Raw genomic sequence first — 24,198 nt, 5'->3', positions numbered from 1 at the left:
ACATTTGATACTCGCTTGACCCTTGTGCTTTAGGATTTTAGAGGAATAAAGCATAGAGGAGGAGCACATGAAGCGAAAATGGATCGCTGGTTTATTGTCCGGCATATTGATTGGCAGCAGCTTGTTTGAGCTTGCGCTTGCAAGCACCCCGGTTTATGCGGCCCCTTCGGGAGCAATGCCGGTGTTGATCTCGGAAGTTTATCCCGATGACCGGTCGAATCAGCAGATGATCGAAGGCGCGGGCGGGGCCGACCTGTTCGAATATGTGGAGGTTTACAATCATTCGGGAGCGCCGATCTCGTTTAATGACGAATTCAACATGCGTTACGACTACAATACGGGCGTGAAGACGTTAACGGTAACGGACACCGTTTACGGCAAGCCGGATGGGGTGGTCATCCCGGCGAACAGCCCGGCCGTGCTCTGGGTGGAACGGACAAGCTCATCCATTACCGGAGCAGCCGCTGCTTTGACGGAATCCGATTTCCGCCGGTATCATTCGGTTCCCGACCATGTACCGGTATTTAAGCTAAGGGGACAGGATGGTCTCAACAATACGGACCGAGGCTTATACATAACCCGAAAAGGCGACGATGCCGCCGTGATCAGCGGCTTCTACTATACTGCCGACGATGTCGGCGACGGCAAGAGCGTGCATCTTCAGCTGCCTCCCGGCGGTTCAGCGATGATTCCTTACGCCAGGGAAGCTGCGCCTTCCGCCGGAATGGTCGACTCGGGTCAGCTATCACCTCTCGACAACCGCGCGCCGGAAATCAATCACATTCCGGTCGGCTCTGCCGAAAGGACACAGCCGCTGACCGTCAGCGCAAGCGTCTATGATGCGGACGGAGATGCGATGGTAGTTAAGCTGTACTACAAAACGGCAGTCAATAGTCCCTACAGCCAGATCGACATGATTGATCGCGGCGGTGATCAATTCGATGCGGTCATTCCGGCCGATCAGTTGACCGGGGATAAGCTGCAGTATTATATCGAGGCAGCGGATGGGCTTCAGCAGTCAAGATCTGTCGATTATGAAACGGCTTTAACTGGAGCCGGTGCAGGCGGGGACGTACCGCGTATTCTGATCACCGAAATTCTTCCGAACCCGGCCGGGGATTACCGGTGGGGAAGCGGCAACCAGTACGAATACGTTGAAATCTACAATAACTCGGATCAGGTTTTGGACCTCAAGGATTACACCCTCTGGTATCTATATCCGGGCACAACTGCGCCTAAGAGCTGGAAGGTACCGGATCATACCTCAATCGAGCCGTACAGCGCAGCCGTTATCTGGTTCGCGAAGGAGGCCGTGGCAAACGGCAAGGGATTTACCACGACGGCGGACTTCAATCTTCATTTTAACAGCACGCTGAACGACAACGATATTATTTTCTACGATAATTCGAAAGCTTCGGATTTCAATCTTCCGAATTCGCTGCATCGCGGGATTGCCTTGTCCGCGCCGGGACAGGCCAATTCGTACATCGTACAGGCCTGGTACGATCCCAGCACTCCGGACAGCCCGGACAGGCTGGTCAACGACGTCCGCAATGCGGTCGTTCGATATGCCTATCCGGATACAGGAACGACCATGAAACGTCTGGATAATCGGATGTACGCCAATCCTGGCAGCATTGATCCCGTCCAGGTGCCGTCTGTTGCAGGCGTCGACATGATTGCCCCGTCGCTGCAGCATGAGCAGACCGCCTATAATTTGGGCCAGGGACAGGCTTATCCGGTTTCCGTGATCAGCGATGAGTCTCTTGCTTCCATCGAAGTGCTGATTGGAGCGGCTACCGAGGAGCCGACAGCGTTTACGGACAAGCATGCGCTGACGCTTGCATCCCAGGAAAACGGCCTTTACGTCTACCAAGGCTCGATTACGCTAAAAGAGATCGGTGTCTATCGGTATATCATTGAAGCTGCCGACGGCAGCGGCAACCGCACTCGGGTTCCATATAACTCCCGGGGCGGCTTGCTAACGGTTAACGAAGAGAATACGGGAACGGAGCTGCCGGAGCCGGGGGTGTCCTTATCAAACGGCAGCATGATTAGCGGAAAGTTTTCCTTCTATGCTTACGGCTCCCGGGCTGAAGACGACATCGAAGTTCGCTTTGACGCCAATCCGTTGCCGCTTCGCAAGGCACTTCCGGATAAGGTACAGCTGGGTATGCAGACCCGGGGGATCGATCAGATTTACCAAGCGTCGGCAAGCGCGCTGGATGCAAGCGCGGAGACGGTATTTTTCAGCCGCATCCTGCCCAAATACATCGACGGCGCCTGGTCGATGTTCGATATGGCTCCTGACCTCTTCGTCACCGGGACAACGGTTTCCGTGCATACCGGAAATGAGAATGCGCCATATCAAGTCAAAGACCATGACAAGGTATTCGGCAAGAACAACCATGATGATTTTGAAGTGATGAATCTACATCTTGTGCTGCCGGACGGTTCGGTGGTCAAACCGGATAAGGTACTGAACTACCTAGGCAACCTTGGGCAATCGACCGTGGATTACCGGGAGGATACGTACTACGGATTCGGCGATGCGGATTACGGCAGCAACCCGAACAAGCCGATGATCAGCGACTTCCACTTTCCGATTCCGGAGGACAAGTTCACGGCAAGATATGCCGAACTCGACACCGCTTCGGTAAAGGACGGGGTATATCCTCTGAACATGTCGATGAACGGTCAAGTCTTCAAGACCATCGACGTGACTGTGGACAACACCGCACCCGAGATTGAAGGGATATCGTATGGGGAAGGGCAATTATTGACTGACGCCCTGCAGCTCAAAGGGCCGTTCATGCTGGATGTGGTCGCTTCAGACAATTTAACAGGCGTAACGGGCATTGCGGCGGAGCTTGATGGCGAGCCAATCACGCTACCTTATGAAACATCTTCCACGCTGCTTGCGCCGGGCGAGCATACTCTGAATGTGACCGTACTCGACGGGGCCGGCAATTCGGCGGAGATCTATCGCACCTTCATGATCGAAGAGGAGAAACCTCTTCTTCCGGGCGAGGTTTCCCCAGCCGATTTCGCGGAGAATGTGGGTTTGAATCCGAGCCTAAGAGCACGACTCAGCGATCCGAGCGGAGATTCGATGGACGTTCGCTTCTTGGAAGGGGATAAATACGACTTTGCCCGAGAAGACGGGATCGAAGGCCATTTCAACGTTGCAGACCGGGAGCCTCCGCTCGTGCTGGCTCCGGACGGAGAGAAAGGGATCGGCAAGGAGGAGGCCGAGAAAATGGCTTACCCGGACGGAGAGTATCTTATCACGGATACGGATTCCGGGTTCCCTTATCATCGATTCGAAATCGAGCTGGACGAAGCATGGTCGGAACAGGATACCGTAGAGATGCACTGGCAAGGGCGCACGCTTCCGGGCCGTATCGTGACACTGTATGCTTGGGATTATGAGACCGGCAAGTGGACGGCACTGAAGTCGGCCACCGGTGACGAAGCCGAATCCGACATCGTCTTGACAGCGGAAGTGGATCCTAGCCGTTACGTGCGAAACGGCAAAATCCAGGCCATGGTCCAAGATGAAGTGAAGAGCGCGAATGCGCCGTTCAACATTTTATGGTTTACGGACACGCAGTATTACGCGGAATCGTACCCGGACATTTTCGATAAGCTGGGCGATTGGATCACGGAAGAATATAAGAAGGGCTTGTTCAGTTATGTCATCCATACCGGCGACATCGTGAACGTGGCCGACGACGAAAAGCAGTGGGCCGTAGCCGACCGCAACTTGAAGAAGCTGGACGAAGCGGGCGTACCGTATGGCGTGCTGGCGGGCAATCACGACGTCATCATTGACGGCGTGGATTACTCCTTCTACGGAAAGTATGTCGGGGCCGACCGGTACAAGAACAACCCATGGTATGGCGGTGAAATGGATAACAACCGCAACCATTACGACCTCGTATCGTTCGGAGGCCACGACTTTATTTTCCTCTATATCGGTTTTGGACTGGAGGATACGCCGGAAACGATCGCTTGGGCCAACGAGGTGCTGAAGAAGCATGCGGACCGCATCGCCATCGTGGGCATGCACGCATATCTGGAAAGCAACGGCACCCTATCCAATATGGCGCAGCGCGTTTTTGACCAGGTCATTGCGCCGAACAAAAACGTGCAGCTGGTGCTAAGCGGACATTATCATGCTGCCAACCGGGTCGTGAAAACGGTGACGCATCCGGACGGATCTACAAGACAGGTCATCGAAATGCTGGCGGATTATCAGGGAGGGCCGAACGGAGGAAACGGTTATCTTCGTCTGTTGAAATTCGATCCAACCTCCGGCACGCTGGACGTGGATACGTATTCGCCTTACTTGGACGATTATAATTTCTTTGACGAAGCCATTGAGGATTTTACGGAGCCGTTTGCGTTCAGGGATATTCAAAAACGGGTGGCAACCGATTATTTTGCGGTCAACGTGTACAAAGATACGCTGATCGGCGAGCAAAAAGACGTGAAGTCCGGAGAAATTGCTTCTGCCGTATGGAATGGACGAGAAGCCGATGAGACGTATTATTGGTATATGGATATTACCGATGAATTCGGCGCAAGGCAGCTTAGTCCAATCTATCGTTTTACGACCTCAAAGAAATCCTCTCCTCCAGGTGGCGGCAATAACGGCGGCGGAAACAATGGGGGTGGCGGCCATAACGGAAACAACGGAAACAACGGCAATAACGGAGGCGGCAGCAATCAAACGGGCCCTAGCAAGCCAGGCGGCACACCGCCGACCACTGGAGCTTCCAGACCGGGAACGATTACGGCGGAAGTCGCGATAAACGGTCAGAAGGCTCAGGCAGCCATCAGCGAAATGGAGCTCAGCGAAGCCTTCGAAAGCGTAACAGCAGATGGGCGGGGAATTAAGACGGTCACGATTCAACTGGACGAAAGCGCACGAACGTTCAACGGCGAAATCGTCATCCAGGTACCGTCAGCGTACTTGAACCGGAACCACGCGCGGGAACGGATCGAAATCGTTACCCCGCAGGCAACCGTGACGGTGCCTTCCAATATGCTGAACAATCTGAAGGAAGCAGGGCAGTTCACGGGCCTCGTGATTCGTCCGGGCAATCAAGGCGGGCTTTCCGGGGACCGACTTACCGGAATTGGGAACAGACCGATCGTCGAGCTGCTACTGCAGATCGATGGCAAGACGGTAAAGTGGCCGGGAAGCAGCACACCTGTAAAGGTATCGCTCCATTATGAGGCCAAGGCTGAGGAACGATTGGATCAGCTAGTCGCGTGGGAACTGGATACAATGGGATCCGTATCAACTATCCTAAACGGTTATTACAATGCAGAGCTTCGCACCCTGAATTTCGATACAAGCAAACTTGGCATGTATGCGATCGCATATAAGCAAGTATCTTACCGGGACGTGGACCCCAGCAGCTGGTATGCAGACGCCGTTCATTACCTCTCTGCCAGAGACGTTGTAAAAGGTGCAGGCGGAGGGCGATATCTTCCGCAGGAGAAGATCAGCCGGGCCGATTTCCTGGTCATGGCCATGAATGCCTTCGGCTTCAAACCAGGGAAAACGGATGATGCCATGAATTTTGCCGATGCGGGGAGCAGGTATTATACGCCGTATTTGTCCGCTGCGAAGCAGCTGGGACTGGTCCGTGGAACGGGAGATAACCGGTTTAGACCGGAGGACTCGATCACGCGTCAGGATATGGTCGTCATGCTCCATGCGATGATGGAAGCGGCCGGAAGCGAGTTGCCGGGCGGAGGAGACGGCACGGATCGTTATTCCGATGCGAAGGACGTATCCGGTTATGCGCGAGAAGCGATGGACTTCATGCTTGAAGCCGCATTGATTCAAGGCACAGGCAGCGGCAAGCTGTCTCCAAAGGCCGTTACCAATCGGGCAATGGCAGCCGAGCTGATGTACAATTATCTGGCCAAAAGCCGGGAAGCCTCATAAACATAAAAATGATGAGAATCAGGCAAAAGGACATGAATTAGATGTGCTCACAAAGCAAGAACGGGAGAAACCTCCCGTTCTTTTTTTGTTGCGCGTATTCTTGTAAGCACATGATTACAAGAACACATATGCATAAGAGATGCGAGAATCGAGGCTATCTTGTCTCATTGCTGCAAGCTCTTGACCGGAGTTGAGGATAAGAAACCATGTGATGGATTTCATCCGATTTAACTTTTTTCATAAGCCCTCTAAACAGTATCATTTTTTGACATGATTAAAAGTTATGATTAACCCATCGAACGAAATGAAAATTCAAAGAAAAGGAAGGGATTGAAAATGACAAATTACATCCTCGAGGAAAAAGACAGCTTTATCGTTTTAGGGATTGGAACTGAGCTTCAGAGCGACTACACCGACTATGCGGGCATTAACAAGGAGAAGGCCGACTTTTGGAAAGCCGTGAAGCAAGACGGAAGGTTGGACACATTAAAGGCCATCGCCGCAAATGACTACATTTTTGCCGTAAACGAAGCGGTGAACAACAAAATGATGTACTACGCCGGCGTCATGACAGAGGAATCGGTGCCCGAAGCAACCCGCGTTATCCAATTTCCTAAAGGGGAATACCTCGTTGTAAAAGGGGAGGGGCAGTCGGCTGATGAATTGAGTCAATTGCTTGCTGGCATCGCCTTTGGTCAAGTATTGCCGGAAGCCAACAATTTCGCGTATGTCGGCGGTCCAAATGCCATGGTGGATATGGGACAGCGAAACGGCCAAATATTAGGCGAAATGTGGATTCCTGTTGTTCGGAAATAAAGAGCCGTGAATGCTTTCGATGCGAGCTTTGCCCATAGTAGAAGTAAAGCTCGCAAAATCATTAGGAGGGATGATCGTGTCCAATATCGTTGATTTTAAAAATGTATCTTCAACTGGTTTAGAGTCTTCGCCCGTAGCAGAAGCGCTTGCTGGTTTACGAGCGAATGAAGCCCGTTACTTTATGAACAAGTATAAGCATGCATTTACGGTTGTACCAGCTAGCGAGAGCCAGGAGACCCTGAATTATGTGAACCGAATATTGAAAGAAGAGCGTGATCTTGAGTTTGCGGCCAAACCCTTGGAAACGTCACGTTTTCAAGTGGAAAACATTCAATTTGCCTATGTTTTTTACGAGAATGGTCTTGGGTTAAACGTAATGTATACAGTGGATGATCCTAAGAAGCGAGCCGTTGGTTTTAAGCTTTCGGAGGGGATGGAGGTGCCCGAAGAGTTAGAAGGGAGGTTTAAGTTCGCTAGGCAGAAGTCGAAACTGGCAGGAACGATTCGAGGCTCGTTTTTTGTAATCAAGAGAGATTATGATGAAGAGGTGGAAACCAATGAATAAGGTGATCGGTGTAGAAACAAGCATGAAAATAAATACCCGCCCGCTAGGGAAAACGGTTGCTTATTGGTCAGTCACAGGACTGCTCGCAGCAGCTATTATGTTAAGTGGTATCGGACAGTTGATGCAATTTGGGGGAAACCTCGAATTAGTGACGAATCTGGGCTATCCATTATACGTATTGACCATTCTCGGAATATGGAAAGTGCTTGGAGCCATCGCTCTCCTCGTCCCAGGTTTACCTCGACTTAAAGAATGGGTTCACGCCGGCATCTTCTTTTTAATGACGGGCGCGGCATTATCTCATGCATTTGCTAACGATTATGGGGATTACGGGTTTAATCTTATCCTACCGCTTTCTTATGCGGCACTTAATATCGTTTCGTGGGCGCTTCGGCCACCGAAGAACCGCTTATCTTAAGAAAAGGGTGAAGTCACGGATATCTGAACGGGGTTATTGGACAAATACGACGGGGTGGACTTCACATCCAGCGATCTGGGTAGGTCCACCCCGCTTATATCATCATAGATGCGTCAGGTTAAGGAGCGGGGGAGGAGACGGTTCCGATTGCAACGATCGATCGTTTTCTCCTAGCTCCAGCACTGCTACAACCCGCTCCTCCGGCTGAATGCCGAACCCTTTGTACTGATCCTGGTCATAAATCCATTCCGGTATCGATCGGCGTACGTTCCACGGCTTGGATTTAACCAATAGTTGTACGTTCTGGATCAAACAGCATATCGCCGCATAATCCTCCTCCTGCTTGTGGGGATCCTCTTCATGCTCTGCGACCATCAGGAGAAAAGCCGATGATGTATATCCTTCCGAATTCGAGAGCTTTGCGGCCGCTTCGCTGCCCGTCACATAGATAAAGCGCCACGGTTCTCTTAGTCCGTCATTCGGGGCCCAGACAGCGTCATTCAGCACTTCCAGAATGCTTTGCGCTGAAATCCGGCCGCTTTCCGACCGAAGCCCTTCCGCTTGTCGGCCTTCGCCGATGGCGGTCCATTTCTGCTCGGCCGGCGTTCTTCTTCGAGCTCTCGGCGCTTTATCGAAATATCCAATGTGCAAAATCCCGGCAAACCTTTCACCTTCCTGCAAACCGATTTCCGCAAGAAATGACTCGCTTTGAAACATGGGGTCTGTGTCCCATAGCGCCCCCAATCCTCGTTCCCAGCCAAGCAGCTGAAAATTTTGCATCACACTGCAAACTGCAGCGAAGTTTTCGTCGCTCTGTCGCCGATCGGAGGCGGATTCCGCGATGAAAATCAGGTGTGCGGGAATATCCGTTACTCGTTTGATGAAAAAATCAATCATTTTAGGGGGCATGAGCTTAACGAATCGGTTTTCCTTCATCTTGGTCATCATGCTCTCCACCAATCTATCACGCGACTTCGGCGTACCTGCGAAAAGACAGCGCCAGCGGGGCGTACCTTTGTCTTCGTACAGGTTGACCGCATCGTTCAACAAGGATACGACCAGTTCAGGCGCTACCGTCGTTGTGTTGAATCTCCGGATGGTTCTGCGTTCTCTTATCGTTTGGGGAATATTCAATTTGATTCCTCCTAATTTAACATTGTTTACTGGTAAACAATAATACCAAAAAAATTTACTTATCTCTCGCTTATATACCGGGCCATCCCTTGAAAAAACTTCAATATCGTCTGCAGCTCGCTTTCGGAGTAATCGTCCAAAAATCGCATAAAGCGCCGCTCCTCTGCTTCGTGCAAAGCCCGATGCAATTCGAACAGCTGCTTTCCTAGGGGCGTTAGACGAAAATAGACCTCTTTGCGATTGTCGTTAAGCTGGGTCCGATGAATAAGGTCAAGCGCAAGCAGCTTCTTGGTGATCTTGGTAATGCTTGCCTTCGACAATTTTAATTTTTCGGCAATCGCAGAATGATTGATCGGTTCATGTTGGCCGATGCAATCCAGGACATGGATGGTCGATAAATTTCCAGGTACGCCTTTCAGTTGATGAAGCTGGACCATCTCTTTGATTTCTTTAAGTTCCAGCTCCATTCGCTGTTCATGCAAATGAGAGAAGTGAAGCAGCTGTTCATAAATGATGGACTTGATACGATCAGGGTAATCCATAGATCCGGTTTCACACTCCATATTGTTTACTTGGAAATTAAAATATCACAGTTTGTCGGATTCAGCAAGTGCCGCATGCATCTTGCATGTGATGTCCGACAATCAGCTACTGAGCATTTTGAGCGTAGGGGATAAGCGAAGTGCGTTATTGACGATCTGAATGCAAGAGTTGGAAGAAACGCATTGTGCAATGGCGCCGCTCACTGTAATATACAGGTGATAAGATCGTTAAGGGCGCGTTAGCCGCGATTGCCAACATCCATCCGCTGCTGTCTTGAGGCTTTCATTTGCGGCCGCGAAAATGGCGATGAGCGGTGTGTGATCCAAGGGCTGGAAGCGCTGATTTGCTTCCGCGAAGCAAAGGGGCAAAGGAGAGGATGGCATGAAAAAGCATATTAAAGGCATGGCACACCGGGGGTATCCAAGTAAATACCCTGAAAATACGTTAATATCTTTTCAAGCAGCTTGCGATTTGAATTTCACTCACCTGGAGCTAGATGTTCAATTAAGCAAGGATGGCGTTCCGGTGGTCATCCATGATCCTTCTGTCGATCGTATGACTGACAACGGTGTGGGGCAAGTGAAGGACTTGACGCTGGCCGAGCTGAAGCAGCTGACGATTAACGGGACGGAGCGCATTCCAACCTTCGAAGAAGCGCTCGATTTATTAAAGGACCGGATCATCGTTGATATTGAATTGAAGCAGATGGGAGATCTATACCCGGGGATGGAACAGCTTGTGCTGGATATGGTCAAGAAAAAAGGAATGCAGGAGCAGGTCTTCATCACATCTTTCGACCACTATTGCCTCGAAAGAGTGAGACAGCTTGACGATACAATCGGCCTTGGCTTGATCAACATTGGGGCTTCGCCGGCATTTTTTCCATTTGCCAAAGAAATCCATTGCGGCTACATGTCGATTGAACATCAACATATTACGGAGCCTTTCATCCAACGCTGTGCAGAAGAAGGCATTCAGCTCATCTCCTGGACAGTTAATCAAGAAAGCGACATGAAATTGGCAGCCCAATATCCTTCCTTGCTTATCTGCACGAACGAGCTGGAACTCTGGGCGAAGGTATCCGGCCAGAACGGGTAAGTCCTGGGGTATGGCCGTGGACCGATACAACATATATGCTTAAAAGTCGCGTAGTTGCGGCTTTTTTTGTTTTCCGTAAATGAGGACGATTTCCAACTTTCCGAGCACGCGGCAGCCCTGAACAAGGAGGGCATGAACAGCACGGACTTTACCGCCGAAATTTTTCATGGGAGTTAACTCATCGTCTTTACCCCCACAGGTCTTTTCGAATTATATAAGCGCAGGCTTGGGTTCGCGGATGCTCCGAATGGCCTCCATTAACAATAAAGCTGCCTTTCCTAGGACTTTTTTGTTTTTATAAGCGATGCCTATCGCAATGACAGGATTCAAATCGGCTATAGGTCGTATAACCAAGGAGCCTTCCTGTTCCAGACCGCTGTATATCGGAACAATCCCGATACCGAGCTCGGCCTTGACCATATGTTGAATGACAAAGAAGCTTCCAACCTCCATACAAGAGAACAGGTTCTCCCCAGCCTCATAAATCGCCGTTTCCCAAAGCTCCCGATAGATACAAGTCGGTTCTTTCACTAGAATGGTATGCCCTGCGAGGTCGCTCGCCGTGATGCTATCTCGATCGGCTAATGGGTGATTCATATTTAACATGACGCCTAATCTTTCTTCGAACAACGGCTCAAACTCCAGCATGAGCTTCGAAGGTGGGGCCGAGCAGACACCAAAATCGAGCTCGCCGGCTCGAACCCTCTCCGCAATGGATCTGCTGCCGCCTACTTCCATGGTTAACTCCACTTTCGGCCGAGTCTTGCAGAAACGGGCTATCACGGCCGCTAGCTGCTGGCTTGCGACTGGCTCGATAGAGGAAAAACGCACCGAGCCGTTATCTCCCGTTGCAATTTCCGAGACGGTCTGCCTCATGGTTCCGACCGATTTCAGTAAAGCCGAGGCCTCATGATAGAGCCATCGGCCGGCTTCGGTCACAATCACGCGTTTTCCGTCGCGCACGAACAAAGAAACGCCAAGATCCGCTTCGAGACGCTGTATCTGAAGGGTTACCGTAGAAGGAGCATATTGGAGTTCCTCGGCGGCTTTCAAAAAATGTCCAAGACGCACGCAAGCCTCAAAGGTCTTTAAAGCTCGAAGATCCATCCTTGTCATCACCTTTATTTAATATTCATGAATCATTCATTCATATTATTCAATTTTACAAAACATTTCCGGGATTTTACAATAGGGTCACCGGTATTTTGAATGAAAAGATATTACAGAAGGGGGATTTACGATGTCTAATTTGGTCATTACTCGCGGCAATCCGGCGCTTTCTCACTGTGCCTTTACGTTTGATGACGGACCGATGCGGCTTCCTGTTGACGCATGGCTGGATGCTTTGGAGCAGGGAGGCGCGTGCGGAACGTTTTTTTTAACGGGCGAATGGTTTGATCGGTATCCGGCGAAAGCAAGAGAAATGATAGCCAGGGGCCATGAGCTTACCACGCATACCTACCATCACCGCAGAATGGCAGACGTGACCAAAGCCGTATTCTTCGAAGAGTTGAAACGGGCTGAGCTTGCTTATCAAGAAGCAACGGGAAGGCCGGTTCCGACTTTCATGCGGTTTCCTTACGCCTCCTATCGGGATGAGAATTTGGAATGGCTTCGGGAGTGGAACTATCTGGTCATCGAGGGGGTGGATACGGTTGACTGGTCGGGACCGCCAAGCGCGCAGCTTATGGAGCGGGTGATACCTAAGCTGGATAATGGGACGATTTTGATGTTTCATGCCAATGAAATCGCCAAAGAAACGCCGCAGGCCGTAAAATCGCTTGTACACCATGCTCACGCCAAAGGACTTGATATGATCACCGTATCCGATCTGCTTCGTGCCAATGGCATCAGGGCAGGCGAACGCAGCTGGCAAGTCCGCTTCAAACCGACTCTCCCGAACTCTTTCCAAAGTGAGCAATGGAAGAGCGTCGCCGACGAGGATGAATTGCGGAAGCTGGCCGCCGATTCACTTGAATGGGGGAACCCGAAAGCTCCGAGGGGGTCAGGCGCTTACGGCAAATGGCTGCAAGCGCTCTCCATGCAGTCTCCGTCGGACGGTGAAACTCGTTTTGTCGCCCGCAGCTTTGCCGGCCGGCACTGGGCATACGTGCGTGCTTCGACCCGCGGCGGCGCGCTGATACTGGAGGACTTCGCCACGAAGGAAGCGCATGCGGATGCTATAGTCTATATTCTGCAATGGGCGGCTCACGAGGCATCAACCCTAGGCTGCGAATGGATCACCAGCACACAGGACATGCGCCGGATTCACAAGCTGTGCGAACAGATGGGCGTCGAAGCCGAGATTGTATTGCTGGAAGGGTAGCGGTTCATGGTCCGCCTTATTATTTGGGGGGAAGATAGGGAATATGGGTACAAAATCGGCATGGAATTGGATTACGCTATGGGCATCGTTATTATTTGTCGTGATACTCGGCTTTTCCCGGCTCTCCTACGGCATGTTTTTGCCCGGGATCCAGAGGGTCATCGGGGGGAGCTATGGACAGTTGGGTATTCTCGGCACCGTCAACTTTATCGGCTATCTAGTCGGGACATTGTGTCTTTCCCCGTTGATTTCGCGGTTTCCAGACCACAAGCATGTCATTAATCGGATGACGTGCTTATTGCTCGGATTGACTTTAATCGGCTCGGCATTTAGTGATCATTTTACCCAGCTTGGACTTTGGCGGTTCGTCATAGGCTTGTTATCAGCTTTCGCTACCGTGTTAGTCCTGTCCATTGCAATGGATGCCGTTCGACCCGAGGAACGGGGAGTGGCATCGGGTCTTATATGGCTGGGCGGATCTGCCGGCATTCTAGTGTCAGGTTTATTCGCCCCCTTTACCATAGATCCTTCACACTTGCAGGGTTGGCGGTATGCTTGGGTGATCATGGGCGTATTCGGTGTAATTGCCGCGCTTGGTTTCGAGTGCGTTGTTACCAGAGAGAGGGGAGTCGTAAAAATACCCGCGCAGACCGAATCGGAGTCACGGGACCAAGAAGACGATCATGTGTATCGTCTCCTGTTGAACTCCAATAAGCTCTTGTTCCTAATCGCTTCTTATTTCTTCTTCGGCTGGGGATACATCATCTATTTCACGTATTTGATTCCCTATCTGGTGAACCAAGGCATTCCATCCCTCTATGCCGGGCTGGTATGGTCCGGTATCGGATTCGCGGGTATGTTTAACGGATGGATCGGAGGCAAAGCTATTGACCGCTGGCCGAGCGGGTATACGCTGGCTTCGGGATTAACCTTAGGAACGATCGGAGCGTGTGGGGTAATCACTAATAATATGTTCTTTACTGTACTTGGAGCCACCACGATTGGGCTGGTTTCCTTTATTACTCCGCCGCTGATGACAACTGCGCTTCTTCGTCGTCATGTCCCTCACCACGCGTATGCGCCAAGCCTCAGCATAGCCACTGCCTTTTTTGCCTCTGGGCAGATCATCGGTCCCATCGTTGGAGGCTTGATCGTCGAACAATACGGCTTGCCATTCGGCGTGGCATCCAGCGCCATCTTTATGGCGATTGCCGCTGCGTTGGCTGCATGGTATGGACTACAGCAACGAAAGCTTGAGATTCGTCATTTGCCTGTCCGTGGTTGAAGTCGAAGCATCATATTGAGGCAGCTGGTCAAACGATCAGCTGCCTCATTCATTGTGGTAACGGCTTTTATTTTTCCTATTGCGTTGGTACACTATCAGAATGAAGATGGGTCATAAATTCAATCATAACGTTAGGATGATCTTTTTGGATATGAAATTCTTGTTAGTGGAAGATGATAAAACGATTGCGTCCGGTCTGGAATATTCGCTGCAGCAAGAGCGCTATTCAACCGTTATTTGCCATGATGTCGCATCTGCAAAACAGGTGCTCGCCGAAGACATCGACCAGTTCGCTTTATGCTTGTTCGATTTACAGCTTCCGGACGGAAGCGGCTATGAATTGTGCAAGATGGTGAAGGAGCGGCGTGACATTCCGGTCATCTTCTTAACGGTGATCGACGATGAGGTTAATGTCGTGATGGGGCTTGATATGGGAGCCGATGATTATATTACGAAACCTTTTCGGGTTCGCGAACTTCTTTCGCGGATCAAGTCCGTCTTGCGAAGATATCAAAAGCCGTCCCAAGTTAACAGCATCATGGATATTGATGATATCCGCATCAATACGCTGGAAGGGAAAGTGTTCAAGAACGGAGCCGAGATTGCGTTGACCGCTTTGGAATATCGCTTATTGCTCATCTTTGGCAATCATATCGGACAGGTTCTCTCAAGAAATCAGCTTTTGGAGCAAATTTGGGATGTGGCCGGCGATTTCGTGAACGACAATACGTTAACCGTTTATATTAAAAGGCTGCGGGAAAAGCTGGAAGATGATCCTGGACATCCGACATTGATCAAAACCGTACGCGGACTGGGATATAAGGTTGGTGATTAGATGCTGCGCAATCGAGAAATTAAGATGTTATTGTTCGTCATGGGTTCAGTCAGCCTAGCGGCGATTGTTGCAGCTCTTATGATTTCTCCTGCCGCCGCGGTGCTCGTTTTCTTTCTATCGATTTTGCTCATTGGCGGCAGCTTGTTATTTACGAAATGGAGATACCGCGAAATTGAAAAGCTGTCCGTCTATTTGCGGGAGATTAGCAGCGGCAATGATACCCTGGACGTACGGGACAATCAAGAAGGCGAGCTTAGCATCCTAAAGAATGATATTTACAAAGTGACGCGCATGCTGTCGGAGCACCGGTCGCTATTGCAGCGGGACAAACTTCAACTGACGGATGCCATCTCCGATATTTCGCATCAGCTCAAAACGCCGCTCACCTCCATGACCGTCATGGCGGATCTTCTAAGTGCCCCTGACCTGCCTCCGGCCAAAAGAACGGAGTTCACCCACCATATTCGCATCCAGCTTGAACGGATCGACTGGCTTGTTTCTTCTTTATTAAAGCTATCGAAAATGGACGCGAAGACCATCCCATTCAAAAAAGATCGAATACCCATGAAAAGCCTTATCCAAAAAGCATTAGAGCCGGTAATGATTCCGATGGATATTAAGGGACAGACGGTTTCCATCGAGGGGGATGACAACGTCTCTTTTGTCGGCGATTTCAATTGGACTGCTGAAGCGGTTATCAATATTTTGAAAAACGGAGTGGAGCATACGCCTGAAGGCGGTGCAATCGCCATCTCATTTTCCGAAAACGCGTTATATACGGAAATCGTCATTGTCGACAACGGAAAAGGCATTCCGAAAGAAGATTTGCCGTATATTTTCAAACGTTTCTACAAAGGAAAGAATGCTAGCGAAGGGAGCATCGGCATAGGGCTTGCGATGGCACAGAGCATCATTGCCAGTCAGAACGGCGTGATCGATGTGACAAGCGACGCCGAGAAGGGTACGCGGTTTCGGATTAAATTTTATAAGCACGTGATTTAGCGGCACACCGTAAGTGACTGAATTGTCACCTCCATCGTCACTGAAAAGTCATTTTGGACAGATACAATGAGATCCATCAGATGAACGATGGAGGTACGACAATGCAATCGAAGCAACAGCGTAAGCTTATTTTTGCCATCACGATATTTTACACCCTGTTTATTCTTTATTTTTTGTTTTTCGCTTTCGGCAGGGTAGGTAAGGCAGATCAAATCAAGGGGTACACCTTTATTTTTTTACCGGACGATTTTTTTAGGCTGCCAGGTCTATCCGACCTTCTACATCCGACCTTGATGGATTTAGTGGGTTTCGGGAACGTCGCCGCTTTCATTCCTTTTGGCATATTGATTCCGTTGTTATATCGGACTAGCTTTGTCCGCTTTATGACATTGTTTATCCTATCCATCCTCCTGCTGGAGACGATTCAGGCACTAACTTTCCTCGGCAGCTTCGACATGAATGATGTTATACAGAACTCATTGGGCGCAGCCGTCGGCTTCGGGGCGTACAAACTTGGATTTCGCACAAAAAACTACTGGAGAAATATTGTTTATATGGGTTTATCAAGTTTAGTCCTCATGCTCGGGGTGTGGGGGGTCTTCGGGATCTTTGACCAAGCGTTCACCAAAGAAATGGGTCCCTTTGTAGCGATAAACGATTTAAGGGATAGTACGGGGAATCCTTCAACAGGAAACAAAACGGCCAGTTTTGAGATTGGCGGTCAAGACGTGGAACCCCAATATAATGTGTACAGTTTCGAAGGCAAAAACAAGGAAACGTACAGGTACACGCTAGGCAATAAGAAGGAGGTGTACCTCTTCTTGAATTATGGAATTCCCGATCAGGAGGATTCCCGAGGCAGCATTAGGGTTACCACCGATGGACATGAGTTCCTGACCGTATCTGTAGAAGCCGGACGCCATGAGCCGGAGATGAGCTCCATTTATTTCCCTCAGGCCAATGAGCTTACGATAACCATTGATGGAAATGTAACCCTGTGGGATGTTGGATATAAAGAGATGGTATATAGCTGGAATTGAGCATGAAGGGAGGTAGGTACGGCAATGGAAATTTTAAAAATCGAGCATCTGTCTAAAATATACGGCACAGGCGAATCGGCGGTAAAGGCGCTTGACGACATTTCTTTTTCGGTTCAAAAAGGCGAATTCGTCGCGATTATCGGCCCGTCCGGATCGGGAAAATCAACCCTTCTTCATCTGCTGGGAGGCGTCGATCGACCGACGAGCGGCAAGGTTTTCGTTGAAAATACGGACATCTATGCATTGGATGAAACGCGTCTGGCCATCTTCCGGCGGCGGCAAATCGGACTGATCTACCAGTTTTTCAATCTGATTCCCACCTTAACGGTGAAAGAGAACATGACGCTGCCGCTCTTGCTGGACAACCAACAGGAAGATAAGAAGCAGTTCGATGGGCTCGTAAAGACGCTAAATTTGGAGCGTCGTTTAAACCACCTGCCTAATCAGTTATCCGGCGGACAGCAGCAGCGGGTTTCGATCGGCAGAGCGATCATCAGTAACCCTGCCATCATGCTGGCAGACGAGCCCACCGGGAATTTGGACAGCAAAAATAGCAGCGAGATCGTCGATTTGTTGAAAATGTTGAATAAAACCTATCATCAGACGCTGATTGTCATCACTCACGACGAACGAATCGCTTTACAGGCCGACAGGATCATTTCAATTGTAGACGGGAAGGTTGCCAAAGACGAGGTGATCCGTCGATGAATATTGTCTACAAACTTGCCATCCGGAATTTAAAGCAAAACAAGAGACGAACACTCGTGACCATCATCGGCGTCATCATTTCGGTTGCCATGGTGACCGCTGTCGCTACGCTTGTGTTCTCCTTCTCGGATTTAATGATCAGGCAAACCATCGCGGATAGCGGGGAGTGGCATGTTCAATATCAGGATGTTACCAAAGAACAGCTTGCGGCGATACAAGCCGATGAGGCAACCCAAACCGTTGCGATTACAAGGGATCTTGGATATGCCCCATTAGAAGGGGGACAAAATCCCAACAAACCATACTTGTTCATCAAGGAATATGATGCGCAAGGTTTCACACAATTTCAGGTTGAACTAAGCAAGGGGCGTCTACCCCGTACGGACAAGGAAGTCGTTATCTCCGAGCCCGTTGCAACGAACGCCAAAGTGAAGTACGAAATCGGCGATCGTCTAGCCCTTCGCATCGGCGAACGATTCGAACAAGGGGGCGATCATCCCTTGGATCAGACCGAACCGCTGCGTAGGGAAGACGGCACGTTGACTGAAACGTTGCAGCATATCGAGACAAAGGTTTATACGGTGGTCGGCTACATCAAGCGTCCCGTATGGGAAACGGCTTGGGCGCCGGGTTATACGATTATCAGCTATGTCGATGAAAACTTTATCGGGTCAACCGATCAAGTGAATGCGGCGGTGGTCTTGCAGAAAATCAAACCGTCCTTGTTCGCTGATGCGGAAAATGTGGCAAAGAGGAACGACATCGAATCGGTCCAATACAATAACGACTTGCTGCATTATTACGGCTTGTCCAAAAACAAAGAATCGTACAGCATGATGTACACTTTATCGGCGATCCTGATGGCGGTCATTATGATCGGCTCGGTTTCGCTCATCTATAATGCTTTTGCGATATCCGTCTCGGAACGTTCCCGTCATTTAGGGATGCTCGCGAGCGTCGGGGCTACGAGAAGGCAGAAGCGAAATTCAGTGCTTTTTGAAGGTGTCATTATTGGCTTGATCAGCATTCCGATTGGCATTCTATGCGGTCTTGCCGGGATCGGAATCACCTTTTGGTTCATGAACCCGATGATTGAGGGGGCATTATGGAGCAGTGAAAAGCTGACGGTCATCGTCACGCCGTTATCACTCTTGATTGCCTGTGTTGTTTCGATGCTGACGATTTTCATCTCGACGTATCTTCCGGCGTTCAAAGCATCCAAGGTTTCCGCCATGGACGCGATTCGCCAAACGTCCGATGTTAAGCTTACGGCGAAAGCCGTGAAAACGTCGAGGCTCATTCGCAAGCTCTTCGGCATCGAAGCGGAAATCGGATTGAAAAACTTAAAAAGAAACAAACGGAGATATCATGCCATTGTATTTTCACTTGTCATCAGCATTGTTTTGTTTTTGACGGTATCGTTTTTTACCGCCGGCATGAAACAATCCCTGGAACTGTCGCAGGAAGGCGTCAATTATGATATTCAAGTGTCGTACAGCAACGGAAAAAGAATAGACGACCGGTTGCTGCAATCGATTGTATCCTTAGATGGTGTAACGGAATACAACCTGATTCAAGAGTTCTATAAGCAGGCTTGGGTCGATGAAGCGTACATCGCCGAAGAATTGCAAGAGATGGTTAAGAAGGATAAGAGTTTACTGCAGGACGGAAAATACCCTTACGAGATTAAGATCCATGCATTGGACGATTTGAGTCTGCAAGCCTATGCCGATGCCGTCGGCGCAAAATACGAACAGCTTAGGGATCCGGATCATCCTGCCGCGATCGTGATGGATACAATCCGCTACCAAGATATGGATGCCGGGAAATATGTCCAAACGAAGGCCGTGTATACGAATGTCGGTCAAAATTTCGAACTAACGAATAGCTATAAAGATAATGCGGAAGAAACGAAGGTAAGCCGGGTGACCGTTGCCGCGCTGACGGATCAAGCTCCTATGGGGATGAGCGGGGCAGGCGTAGGTGGGTTAAATATGATCGTGTCGGAACGCATCATGGATCAATTGGCAGACGACGAGGAACTGGCTAACGTTCAGACATACCTCTATTTGAAAAGTACGGAGCCGATGAGAACACAGCAGGAAATCGAAGAGATGTTTGAGACCAATCTGAATGTCTACAATGTATATCAATCCAGAAAAAGCGAAGAACAACAGATTCTATTGACGGCCGTCTTTTCTTACGGTTTTATCGTATTAATCTCCGCGATTTCCATTGCGAATATTTTTAATACCATCTCAACGGGCTTATCCCTTCGTAAGCGAGAAATTGCGATGTTAAAATCCGTTGGCATGACGCCAAAGGGCTTTGCGAAAATGATGAATTATGAGAGTGTTTTTTATGGAGTCAAGTCGCTGCTGTTCGGGCTTCCCGTCAGTTTCGTCGTGATGATTCTAATGTATAGGTCATTTGCGAACAGATTCAGCTACGGATTCACCGTTCCCTGGCTAAGTGTGCTTTCTGTTGTCGTCGCCGTATTTGTTATTGTCGTTTCTGCGATTATTTTTTCCAGCAGGAAATTAAAAAAGGAAAACATTATTGATGCTTTAAAGCAGGAGAATATATAGGCAGATCGAAATTGACTATTAGGAAAGCCGCATAAGTTGCGGCTTTTTTGCTTGAAGTATAGAAGTTCTCGTTATAACGCTCACCGTATTTCCTTCCTGTGTTAGACTAACCTTATACCACTTGTTAGGAGTCTGTGTGAAGATGAAGACATTCACGATCTTGTACATGGAAAACGATCAGGAAATTAGCACCTGGTCCAGAAACCTTCTATGCGGACAAGACTATGAGGTAATCTGGAGAACAGGGCTGGACTCCCGGTCCCCTCAAATGATGAAGACGATTCGCCGCGTCGGATACCGAGTGAGAACATGAGGATGCGCACCTCGTTAATGAGCAAATACCTGGCTCTGATGATGACCGCATTGCTGCTGTGGCCGGTCATTCCAGCGATGTTTTATTTACCGGGTTACCTATTCAGCGAGCATTCGATGTATCGTCCGGAAGAGATCACTCGTAGGTGGCAAGAGGAGGCCATCAAGCTGAAAGGTGCAGGAACTGGGAAGATTCGAGCCCAACTGGGCGAGTTGAGCATGGAATATCCGGAAGCAGAGATGTTCTGGGTCGACTCGTCGGGTAGAACGAATGCGATCAAGGTCACCTCGAACGATATCCCGGCGCAATGGAGTTATGAGGATATGCTCTCGCTTCAAACACAGGATAGCAACCAGGAAGCGTTTACCTTGACGGCCCTCATCGGAAACGATCCAAAACAAGGCTTTATGGTGATGAGGCTTCCCGAATCTCATATTATATCTGCGGAAATGTCGTTTCCAGAAAACATGCCGTTAGCCATTATGTTCTTCACCGTCTGTCTATGCTTCTTGGTACTGTCATTTCTGTTCTTCGTGAATCTTCGAAAAAGATTGATTAAACTTCGATCAGCGATGAACTTAAGCGGGAAGAGCGGCTTCCCGAATGAAGTCGTTATTAGCAAGGAAGACGAGATTGGAGAACTTGAAGGCGCCTTTAACCGGATGGTCTGCGAGCTTAAAGAAAGTCAGCAGCGGGAGCGGGAGGAGGAGGAACTGCGTAAGCAATTCATTTCGAATATATCCCACGATCTTCGCACTCCGTTAACTATCATTCGGCAGCATGTTCATTCCGTTCGAAGTAATCCTGCTGCTTCCCAGGAACAGACGTCGCTTTCTATCATTGATCACAAGCTGGATGAAGTCGACAAGTTGATGGATAACCTGCTGTCATACTCACTGCTATCGGCGGGGAAGTATCCCATTAACATCCAATCGATCGATATCACTGAAGAAGTTCGTAACCGCGTGGCCGAATGGTATCCGATCTTCGAGGCAAAGGACTTTAATGTTGTTGCCGAGCTGCCTGATTGCCCGATCCTATGGAATGTAGACCCCGTGTGGCTTCATCGGATCATGGACAATGTGTTCCAGAACGTGGTGCGTCATGCTGGGGCAGGCCGATACATCGGCATTCACATCACGGATTATCCAAATCAGGCTATTATCGTACAAGACAAGGGTTCCGGCACTTGTAACGAGTCTCCTGAAAAGGGAGCTGGAATTGGATTGTCCATTGTATCCATGATGACTAGGGAGATGGGTTTGCATTGGGAGTTGAAGTCCGACGCAAACGGAAGCTCGTTTTATCTTTGGAAGGATAGCGGCTTGAGCGTATAGATTACAGTGAAGATTACATCTTGTAAGCCCTGAAACCAACGAACCTGATTATGCAATCATGTTGCATGCAGTTTCTTTATGATCAACTACCTCGCGCAAGGCTGCTTTTGCAGAAATTTAACCCATTCTTAAACTTAAGGTCGCTTTACTTTTCGAATCAGAAGATAGAATGGGATATGCAAGCAGCGTTATTTAAGGAGGTAAGTAATCCAACATGAGGTATGATAACATGGCAATATCGAAAGAGCTGCAGACGCCGTTATGGATGAAAATGCGTCGTATATGCGGCTATGGAGCAGCCATATCGGTGTTGCCGTATCTACTGATCAAAATCGCTTGGACTTTAGGTTTCTTCATGCCGACCGAACAAATGGGCGATGTTAGCTGGCGTGCGATCAACGCAGCTACCGTAGTGCTCGCAATGATCGGAATCCTGCTGGCGCTGGCGTTCAGCATGCCATGGGGCGAACGTCTTCCTGCTTGGCTGGTTGCCATCCCCATTTGGATGGGTACGGGTCTGCTGGTTCCTATGCTGCTCTTGGCACCGGTACTAGGACCGGCAGCCATGACTCGGGATAAGGAGGCAGGCGCCGCCGATGTTTGGGTTTATGAACAGCTCTTCGTCATGATATCGCTGGTTGGTGTCGGCATTTGTTTGCCTCTTGCCCTAGCAGGTTACGCCCGAACACGCTGGCCGGAGGCCTTCGGCACATTCATTGATTATCGTGATTTATCCGGGAACACTTTGAAGCTGCAGCAAACATTGGCCAAGTTTGTTGGAGTTGGCTGTATTCTGCTCGGCACCATCAAGGTGTATTGGGCTGCGGGAGGGACCTTTGGCATTGACCCGGCAAGAGTGGATGAACGCGATGTGTGGTGGCACCTGCTGACGTTTAGTACCGGAGCATGGTCTATCGCTGGAGCGTGGGGAGCTCGGGTTCTAACTTCGAATAACGGATCGCGAAGGTTCCTCCCCCCGATGGCAACGGTATGGATTTCGTCGGGAATGTTATTCTCATACAATCTCTTTTCCGCCATACGCACGGACTCCCAATTTTCGCCGGAGTACCCGTTGCTGCGGACGTTGACCACGGAAGCGGGGATTATTTTGGGGATCATAATGGTAATGATCATTCTTCTAGTGCTGAACGATCGGCGGCGAGTCTTGTAAACTACCCGTACCGCTAGTTTTTGTCAAACGACAAGAGCATGAATACACTGAAAAGCCGCATGTATGCGGCTTTTTTGTTTGAAGAATCGGCAGCATTCGGACCGACTCAAGTGCACGCCTTTGGAATATCCTCTAATATGATCTTTTCAGCATAATGGTGATGAATCCAATTCAGCATTATGGTTCGTTTCTTAGCTTTGAATAGAGACGCTTCATCCAACAATACATGATATGTTAGAGGTAAACTCGGATCAGGAATCTTCATAGAGGGAGGATAATATGATTAGATCGCGAATCATGAGTAGAAGCAAAAGTTTATGATTACAGGAGGCTATGACATGTTGAAGCTATTCGAGTATAACTGGCAAGTTCGCCAAGATTGGTTTGACTGGTGCGATACAGTGAGCGAGGATGAGTTGTTGAAACAACGCACCGGTGGCATAGGAAGCATTCTCTACACACTGCATCACATCGTGACCGTTGAATATGCTTGGCTGTGCATGGATTTGCAAGGAAAAGAGCTGGATATCCCTTCGTTCGAGGATTGTGCCAGCGTCCAAGGATTAAGAGATTATTCGGCCCGAGCCCACGCGGAAATTGCACCCTTCGTCTACGATTGGAATGATAGCTTGGAAGATCGCATCATGGTCGACACGAACCAGGACGGGGAACAGGAAAGATTTACATTCGGTGAAGTGATGCGTCACGTGATCGCCCATGAAATTCATCATATCGGTCAATTGTCTATCTGGTCACGAGAAATCGGAAAGCAGCCGGTTACTGCAAACTTGATTCATAGAGGGTTATTCGATATTAAATGCTGATGTATTCTATTGAACGATAAACATGCCAGGGTCAGCATATGGACGAGGTCACAGCTATGCAATCGGCAAAGATGCCGAACAGCGTATCCCCAACGAATGGCGTAAAGAGCAAAAAATCCTTCAGTTCTAGTATGGAACCGAAGGATTTATCTTTTTCTTCTTACTCCATCTACTTGATATCGAGCCATATCCTATTGGGTTTAGCGGTTTTTTTCTCACATGTTTTTAGC

19 protein-coding genes and 1 pseudogene are annotated in these 24,198 nt (G+C 49.4%); 16 read left to right on the top strand and 4 right to left on the bottom strand.

Going from position 1 to position 24,198, the window contains the following annotated elements; genetic code table 11:
• Window positions 1-67: 67 nt before the first annotated feature.
• From M1D70_RS16585 to M1D70_RS16570, 4 genes are all read left to right on the top strand, one after another.
• Window positions 68-5,965 carry an S-layer homology domain-containing protein gene (locus tag M1D70_RS16585; protein ID WP_456287354.1) on the top strand — a complete coding sequence of 1,966 codons (5,898 nt, stop codon included), beginning with the start codon at window positions 68-70 and terminating at the stop codon, window positions 5,963-5,965.
• A 336-nt stretch (window positions 5,966-6,301) separates the two neighbouring features.
• Window positions 6,302-6,781 (top strand): GyrI-like domain-containing protein, encoded by a 480-nt coding sequence (locus M1D70_RS16580; RefSeq protein ID WP_456287353.1) that lies wholly within the window; start codon window positions 6,302-6,304, stop codon window positions 6,779-6,781.
• 76 nt (window positions 6,782-6,857) lie between these two features.
• The gene (locus M1D70_RS16575; protein ID WP_456287352.1) at window positions 6,858-7,346 is read left to right on the top strand and encodes a phage tail protein; all 489 of its coding nucleotides are present in this window, start codon (window positions 6,858-6,860) and stop codon (window positions 7,344-7,346) included.
• Complete coding sequence (locus tag M1D70_RS16570; protein ID WP_036673976.1) at window positions 7,339-7,764, top strand: DoxX family protein; 426 nt, start codon at window positions 7,339-7,341, stop codon at window positions 7,762-7,764. Before M1D70_RS16575 ends, M1D70_RS16570 begins: the two co-directional genes overlap by 8 nt.
• A 102-nt stretch (window positions 7,765-7,866) precedes the next feature.
• Here the strand turns inward: M1D70_RS16570 and M1D70_RS16565 are convergent, their stop codons facing one another.
• Together M1D70_RS16565 and M1D70_RS16560 are read right to left on the bottom strand one after the other, a co-directional pair.
• On the bottom strand, window positions 7,867-8,898 hold the full coding sequence (locus tag M1D70_RS16565) for a nitroreductase family protein (RefSeq protein WP_456287351.1): 1,032 nt from the start codon (window positions 8,896-8,898) through the stop codon (window positions 7,867-7,869).
• Window positions 8,899-8,957: 59 nt separating this feature from the next.
• Window positions 8,958-9,440 (bottom strand): MarR family transcriptional regulator, encoded by a 483-nt coding sequence (locus tag M1D70_RS16560; protein ID WP_009595446.1) that lies wholly within the window; start codon window positions 9,438-9,440, stop codon window positions 8,958-8,960.
• Window positions 9,441-9,822: 382 nt separating this feature from the next.
• On the opposite strand from M1D70_RS16560, the gene M1D70_RS16555 reads away from it, so the two are divergent.
• Window positions 9,823-10,539 carry a glycerophosphodiester phosphodiesterase gene (locus M1D70_RS16555; RefSeq protein ID WP_456287350.1) on the top strand — a complete coding sequence of 239 codons (717 nt, stop codon included), beginning with the start codon at window positions 9,823-9,825 and terminating at the stop codon, window positions 10,537-10,539.
• Between the two features lie 210 nt (window positions 10,540-10,749).
• On the opposite strand, the gene M1D70_RS16550 is transcribed toward M1D70_RS16555, so the two are convergent.
• Entirely contained in the window at window positions 10,750-11,646 is an 897-nt protein-coding gene (locus tag M1D70_RS16550; protein ID WP_456287349.1) for a LysR family transcriptional regulator, read from the bottom strand.
• 133 nt (window positions 11,647-11,779) lie between these two features.
• Between M1D70_RS16550 and M1D70_RS16545 the strand changes: the two genes are divergently transcribed.
• The 10 genes from M1D70_RS16545 to M1D70_RS16500 all read left to right on the top strand — a co-directional run bounded on the left by M1D70_RS16545 (window position 11,780) and on the right by M1D70_RS16500 (window position 23,144).
• Window positions 11,780-12,865: a polysaccharide deacetylase family protein gene (locus M1D70_RS16545; RefSeq protein ID WP_456287348.1), complete on the top strand. Its 1,086-nt coding sequence runs from the start codon at window positions 11,780-11,782 to the stop codon at window positions 12,863-12,865.
• Between the two features lie 43 nt (window positions 12,866-12,908).
• A complete protein-coding gene (locus M1D70_RS16540) occupies window positions 12,909-14,150 on the top strand; it encodes a YbfB/YjiJ family MFS transporter (protein WP_456287347.1) in 1,242 nt (413 codons plus the stop codon).
• 151 nt (window positions 14,151-14,301) lie between these two features.
• Window positions 14,302-14,985, top strand: a complete 684-nt coding sequence (locus tag M1D70_RS16535; RefSeq protein ID WP_015735612.1) for a response regulator transcription factor — start codon at window positions 14,302-14,304, stop codon at window positions 14,983-14,985.
• Complete coding sequence (locus M1D70_RS16530) at window positions 14,986-15,987, top strand: sensor histidine kinase (protein WP_456287346.1); 1,002 nt, start codon at window positions 14,986-14,988, stop codon at window positions 15,985-15,987.
• Between the two features lie 101 nt (window positions 15,988-16,088).
• A complete protein-coding gene (locus tag M1D70_RS16525) occupies window positions 16,089-17,027 on the top strand; it encodes a VanZ family protein (RefSeq protein WP_456287345.1) in 939 nt (312 codons plus the stop codon).
• A gap of 24 nt (window positions 17,028-17,051) precedes the next feature.
• A complete protein-coding gene (locus tag M1D70_RS16520) occupies window positions 17,052-17,735 on the top strand; it encodes an ABC transporter ATP-binding protein (RefSeq protein WP_009595414.1) in 684 nt (227 codons plus the stop codon).
• Entirely contained in the window at window positions 17,732-20,323 is a 2,592-nt protein-coding gene (locus tag M1D70_RS16515; RefSeq protein WP_456287344.1) for an FtsX-like permease family protein, read from the top strand. Before M1D70_RS16520 ends, M1D70_RS16515 begins: the two co-directional genes overlap by 4 nt.
• Window positions 20,324-20,465: 142 nt before the next feature.
• On the top strand, window positions 20,466-20,636 hold the full coding sequence (locus M1D70_RS16510) for a hypothetical protein (RefSeq protein WP_456287343.1): 171 nt from the start codon (window positions 20,466-20,468) through the stop codon (window positions 20,634-20,636).
• 17 nt (window positions 20,637-20,653) lie between these two features.
• Entirely contained in the window at window positions 20,654-21,973 is a 1,320-nt protein-coding gene (locus M1D70_RS16505; RefSeq protein WP_456287342.1) for a HAMP domain-containing sensor histidine kinase, read from the top strand.
• Window positions 21,974-22,202: 229 nt separating this feature from the next.
• Window positions 22,203-23,144 carry a hypothetical protein gene (locus M1D70_RS16500; protein ID WP_456287341.1) on the top strand — a complete coding sequence of 314 codons (942 nt, stop codon included), beginning with the start codon at window positions 22,203-22,205 and terminating at the stop codon, window positions 23,142-23,144.
• A gap of 74 nt (window positions 23,145-23,218) precedes the next feature.
• On the opposite strand, the pseudogene M1D70_RS16495 reads toward M1D70_RS16500, so the two are convergent.
• Window positions 23,219-23,325, bottom strand: a pseudogene (locus tag M1D70_RS16495) (AraC family transcriptional regulator); the annotation flags it as partial.
• A gap of 157 nt (window positions 23,326-23,482) precedes the next feature.
• Here M1D70_RS16495 and M1D70_RS16490 point away from each other — a divergent pair.
• On the top strand, window positions 23,483-23,968 hold the full coding sequence (locus M1D70_RS16490; protein ID WP_009595438.1) for a DinB family protein: 486 nt from the start codon (window positions 23,483-23,485) through the stop codon (window positions 23,966-23,968).
• Window positions 23,969-24,198: the final 230 nt, after the last annotated feature.

Source organism: Paenibacillus sp. AK002 (assembly GCF_053903045.1).
This window is presented reverse-complemented; position numbering and strand designations above follow the sequence as displayed.

Excerpts from the sequence above, each read along its gene's own strand:
- M1D70_RS16500 (WP_456287341.1), top strand. The coding sequence starts at position 22,203 with ATGGCAATATCGAAAGAGCTGCAGACGCCGTTATGGATGAAAATGCGT.
- M1D70_RS16530 (WP_456287346.1), top strand. The coding sequence starts at position 14,986 with ATGCTGCGCAATCGAGAAATTAAGATGTTATTGTTCGTCATGGGTTCA.
- M1D70_RS16515 (WP_456287344.1), top strand. The coding sequence starts at position 17,732 with ATGAATATTGTCTACAAACTTGCCATCCGGAATTTAAAGCAAAACAAG.
- M1D70_RS16555 (WP_456287350.1), top strand. The coding sequence starts at position 9,823 with ATGAAAAAGCATATTAAAGGCATGGCACACCGGGGGTATCCAAGTAAA.
- M1D70_RS16535 (WP_015735612.1), top strand. The coding sequence starts at position 14,302 with ATGAAATTCTTGTTAGTGGAAGATGATAAAACGATTGCGTCCGGTCTG.
- M1D70_RS16490 (WP_009595438.1), top strand. The coding sequence starts at position 23,483 with ATGTTGAAGCTATTCGAGTATAACTGGCAAGTTCGCCAAGATTGGTTT.
- M1D70_RS16525 (WP_456287345.1), top strand. The coding sequence starts at position 16,089 with ATGCAATCGAAGCAACAGCGTAAGCTTATTTTTGCCATCACGATATTT.
- M1D70_RS16570 (WP_036673976.1), top strand. The coding sequence starts at position 7,339 with ATGAATAAGGTGATCGGTGTAGAAACAAGCATGAAAATAAATACCCGC.
- M1D70_RS16510 (WP_456287343.1), top strand. The coding sequence starts at position 20,466 with ATGAAGACATTCACGATCTTGTACATGGAAAACGATCAGGAAATTAGC.
- M1D70_RS16545 (WP_456287348.1), top strand. The coding sequence starts at position 11,780 with ATGTCTAATTTGGTCATTACTCGCGGCAATCCGGCGCTTTCTCACTGT.
- M1D70_RS16585 (WP_456287354.1), top strand. The coding sequence starts at position 68 with ATGAAGCGAAAATGGATCGCTGGTTTATTGTCCGGCATATTGATTGGC.
- M1D70_RS16550 (WP_456287349.1), bottom strand. The coding sequence starts at position 11,646 with ATGGATCTTCGAGCTTTAAAGACCTTTGAGGCTTGCGTGCGTCTTGGA.
- M1D70_RS16580 (WP_456287353.1), top strand. The coding sequence starts at position 6,302 with ATGACAAATTACATCCTCGAGGAAAAAGACAGCTTTATCGTTTTAGGG.
- M1D70_RS16560 (WP_009595446.1), bottom strand. The coding sequence starts at position 9,440 with ATGGATTACCCTGATCGTATCAAGTCCATCATTTATGAACAGCTGCTT.
- M1D70_RS16540 (WP_456287347.1), top strand. The coding sequence starts at position 12,909 with ATGGGTACAAAATCGGCATGGAATTGGATTACGCTATGGGCATCGTTA.
- M1D70_RS16520 (WP_009595414.1), top strand. The coding sequence starts at position 17,052 with ATGGAAATTTTAAAAATCGAGCATCTGTCTAAAATATACGGCACAGGC.
- M1D70_RS16505 (WP_456287342.1), top strand. The coding sequence starts at position 20,654 with ATGAGCAAATACCTGGCTCTGATGATGACCGCATTGCTGCTGTGGCCG.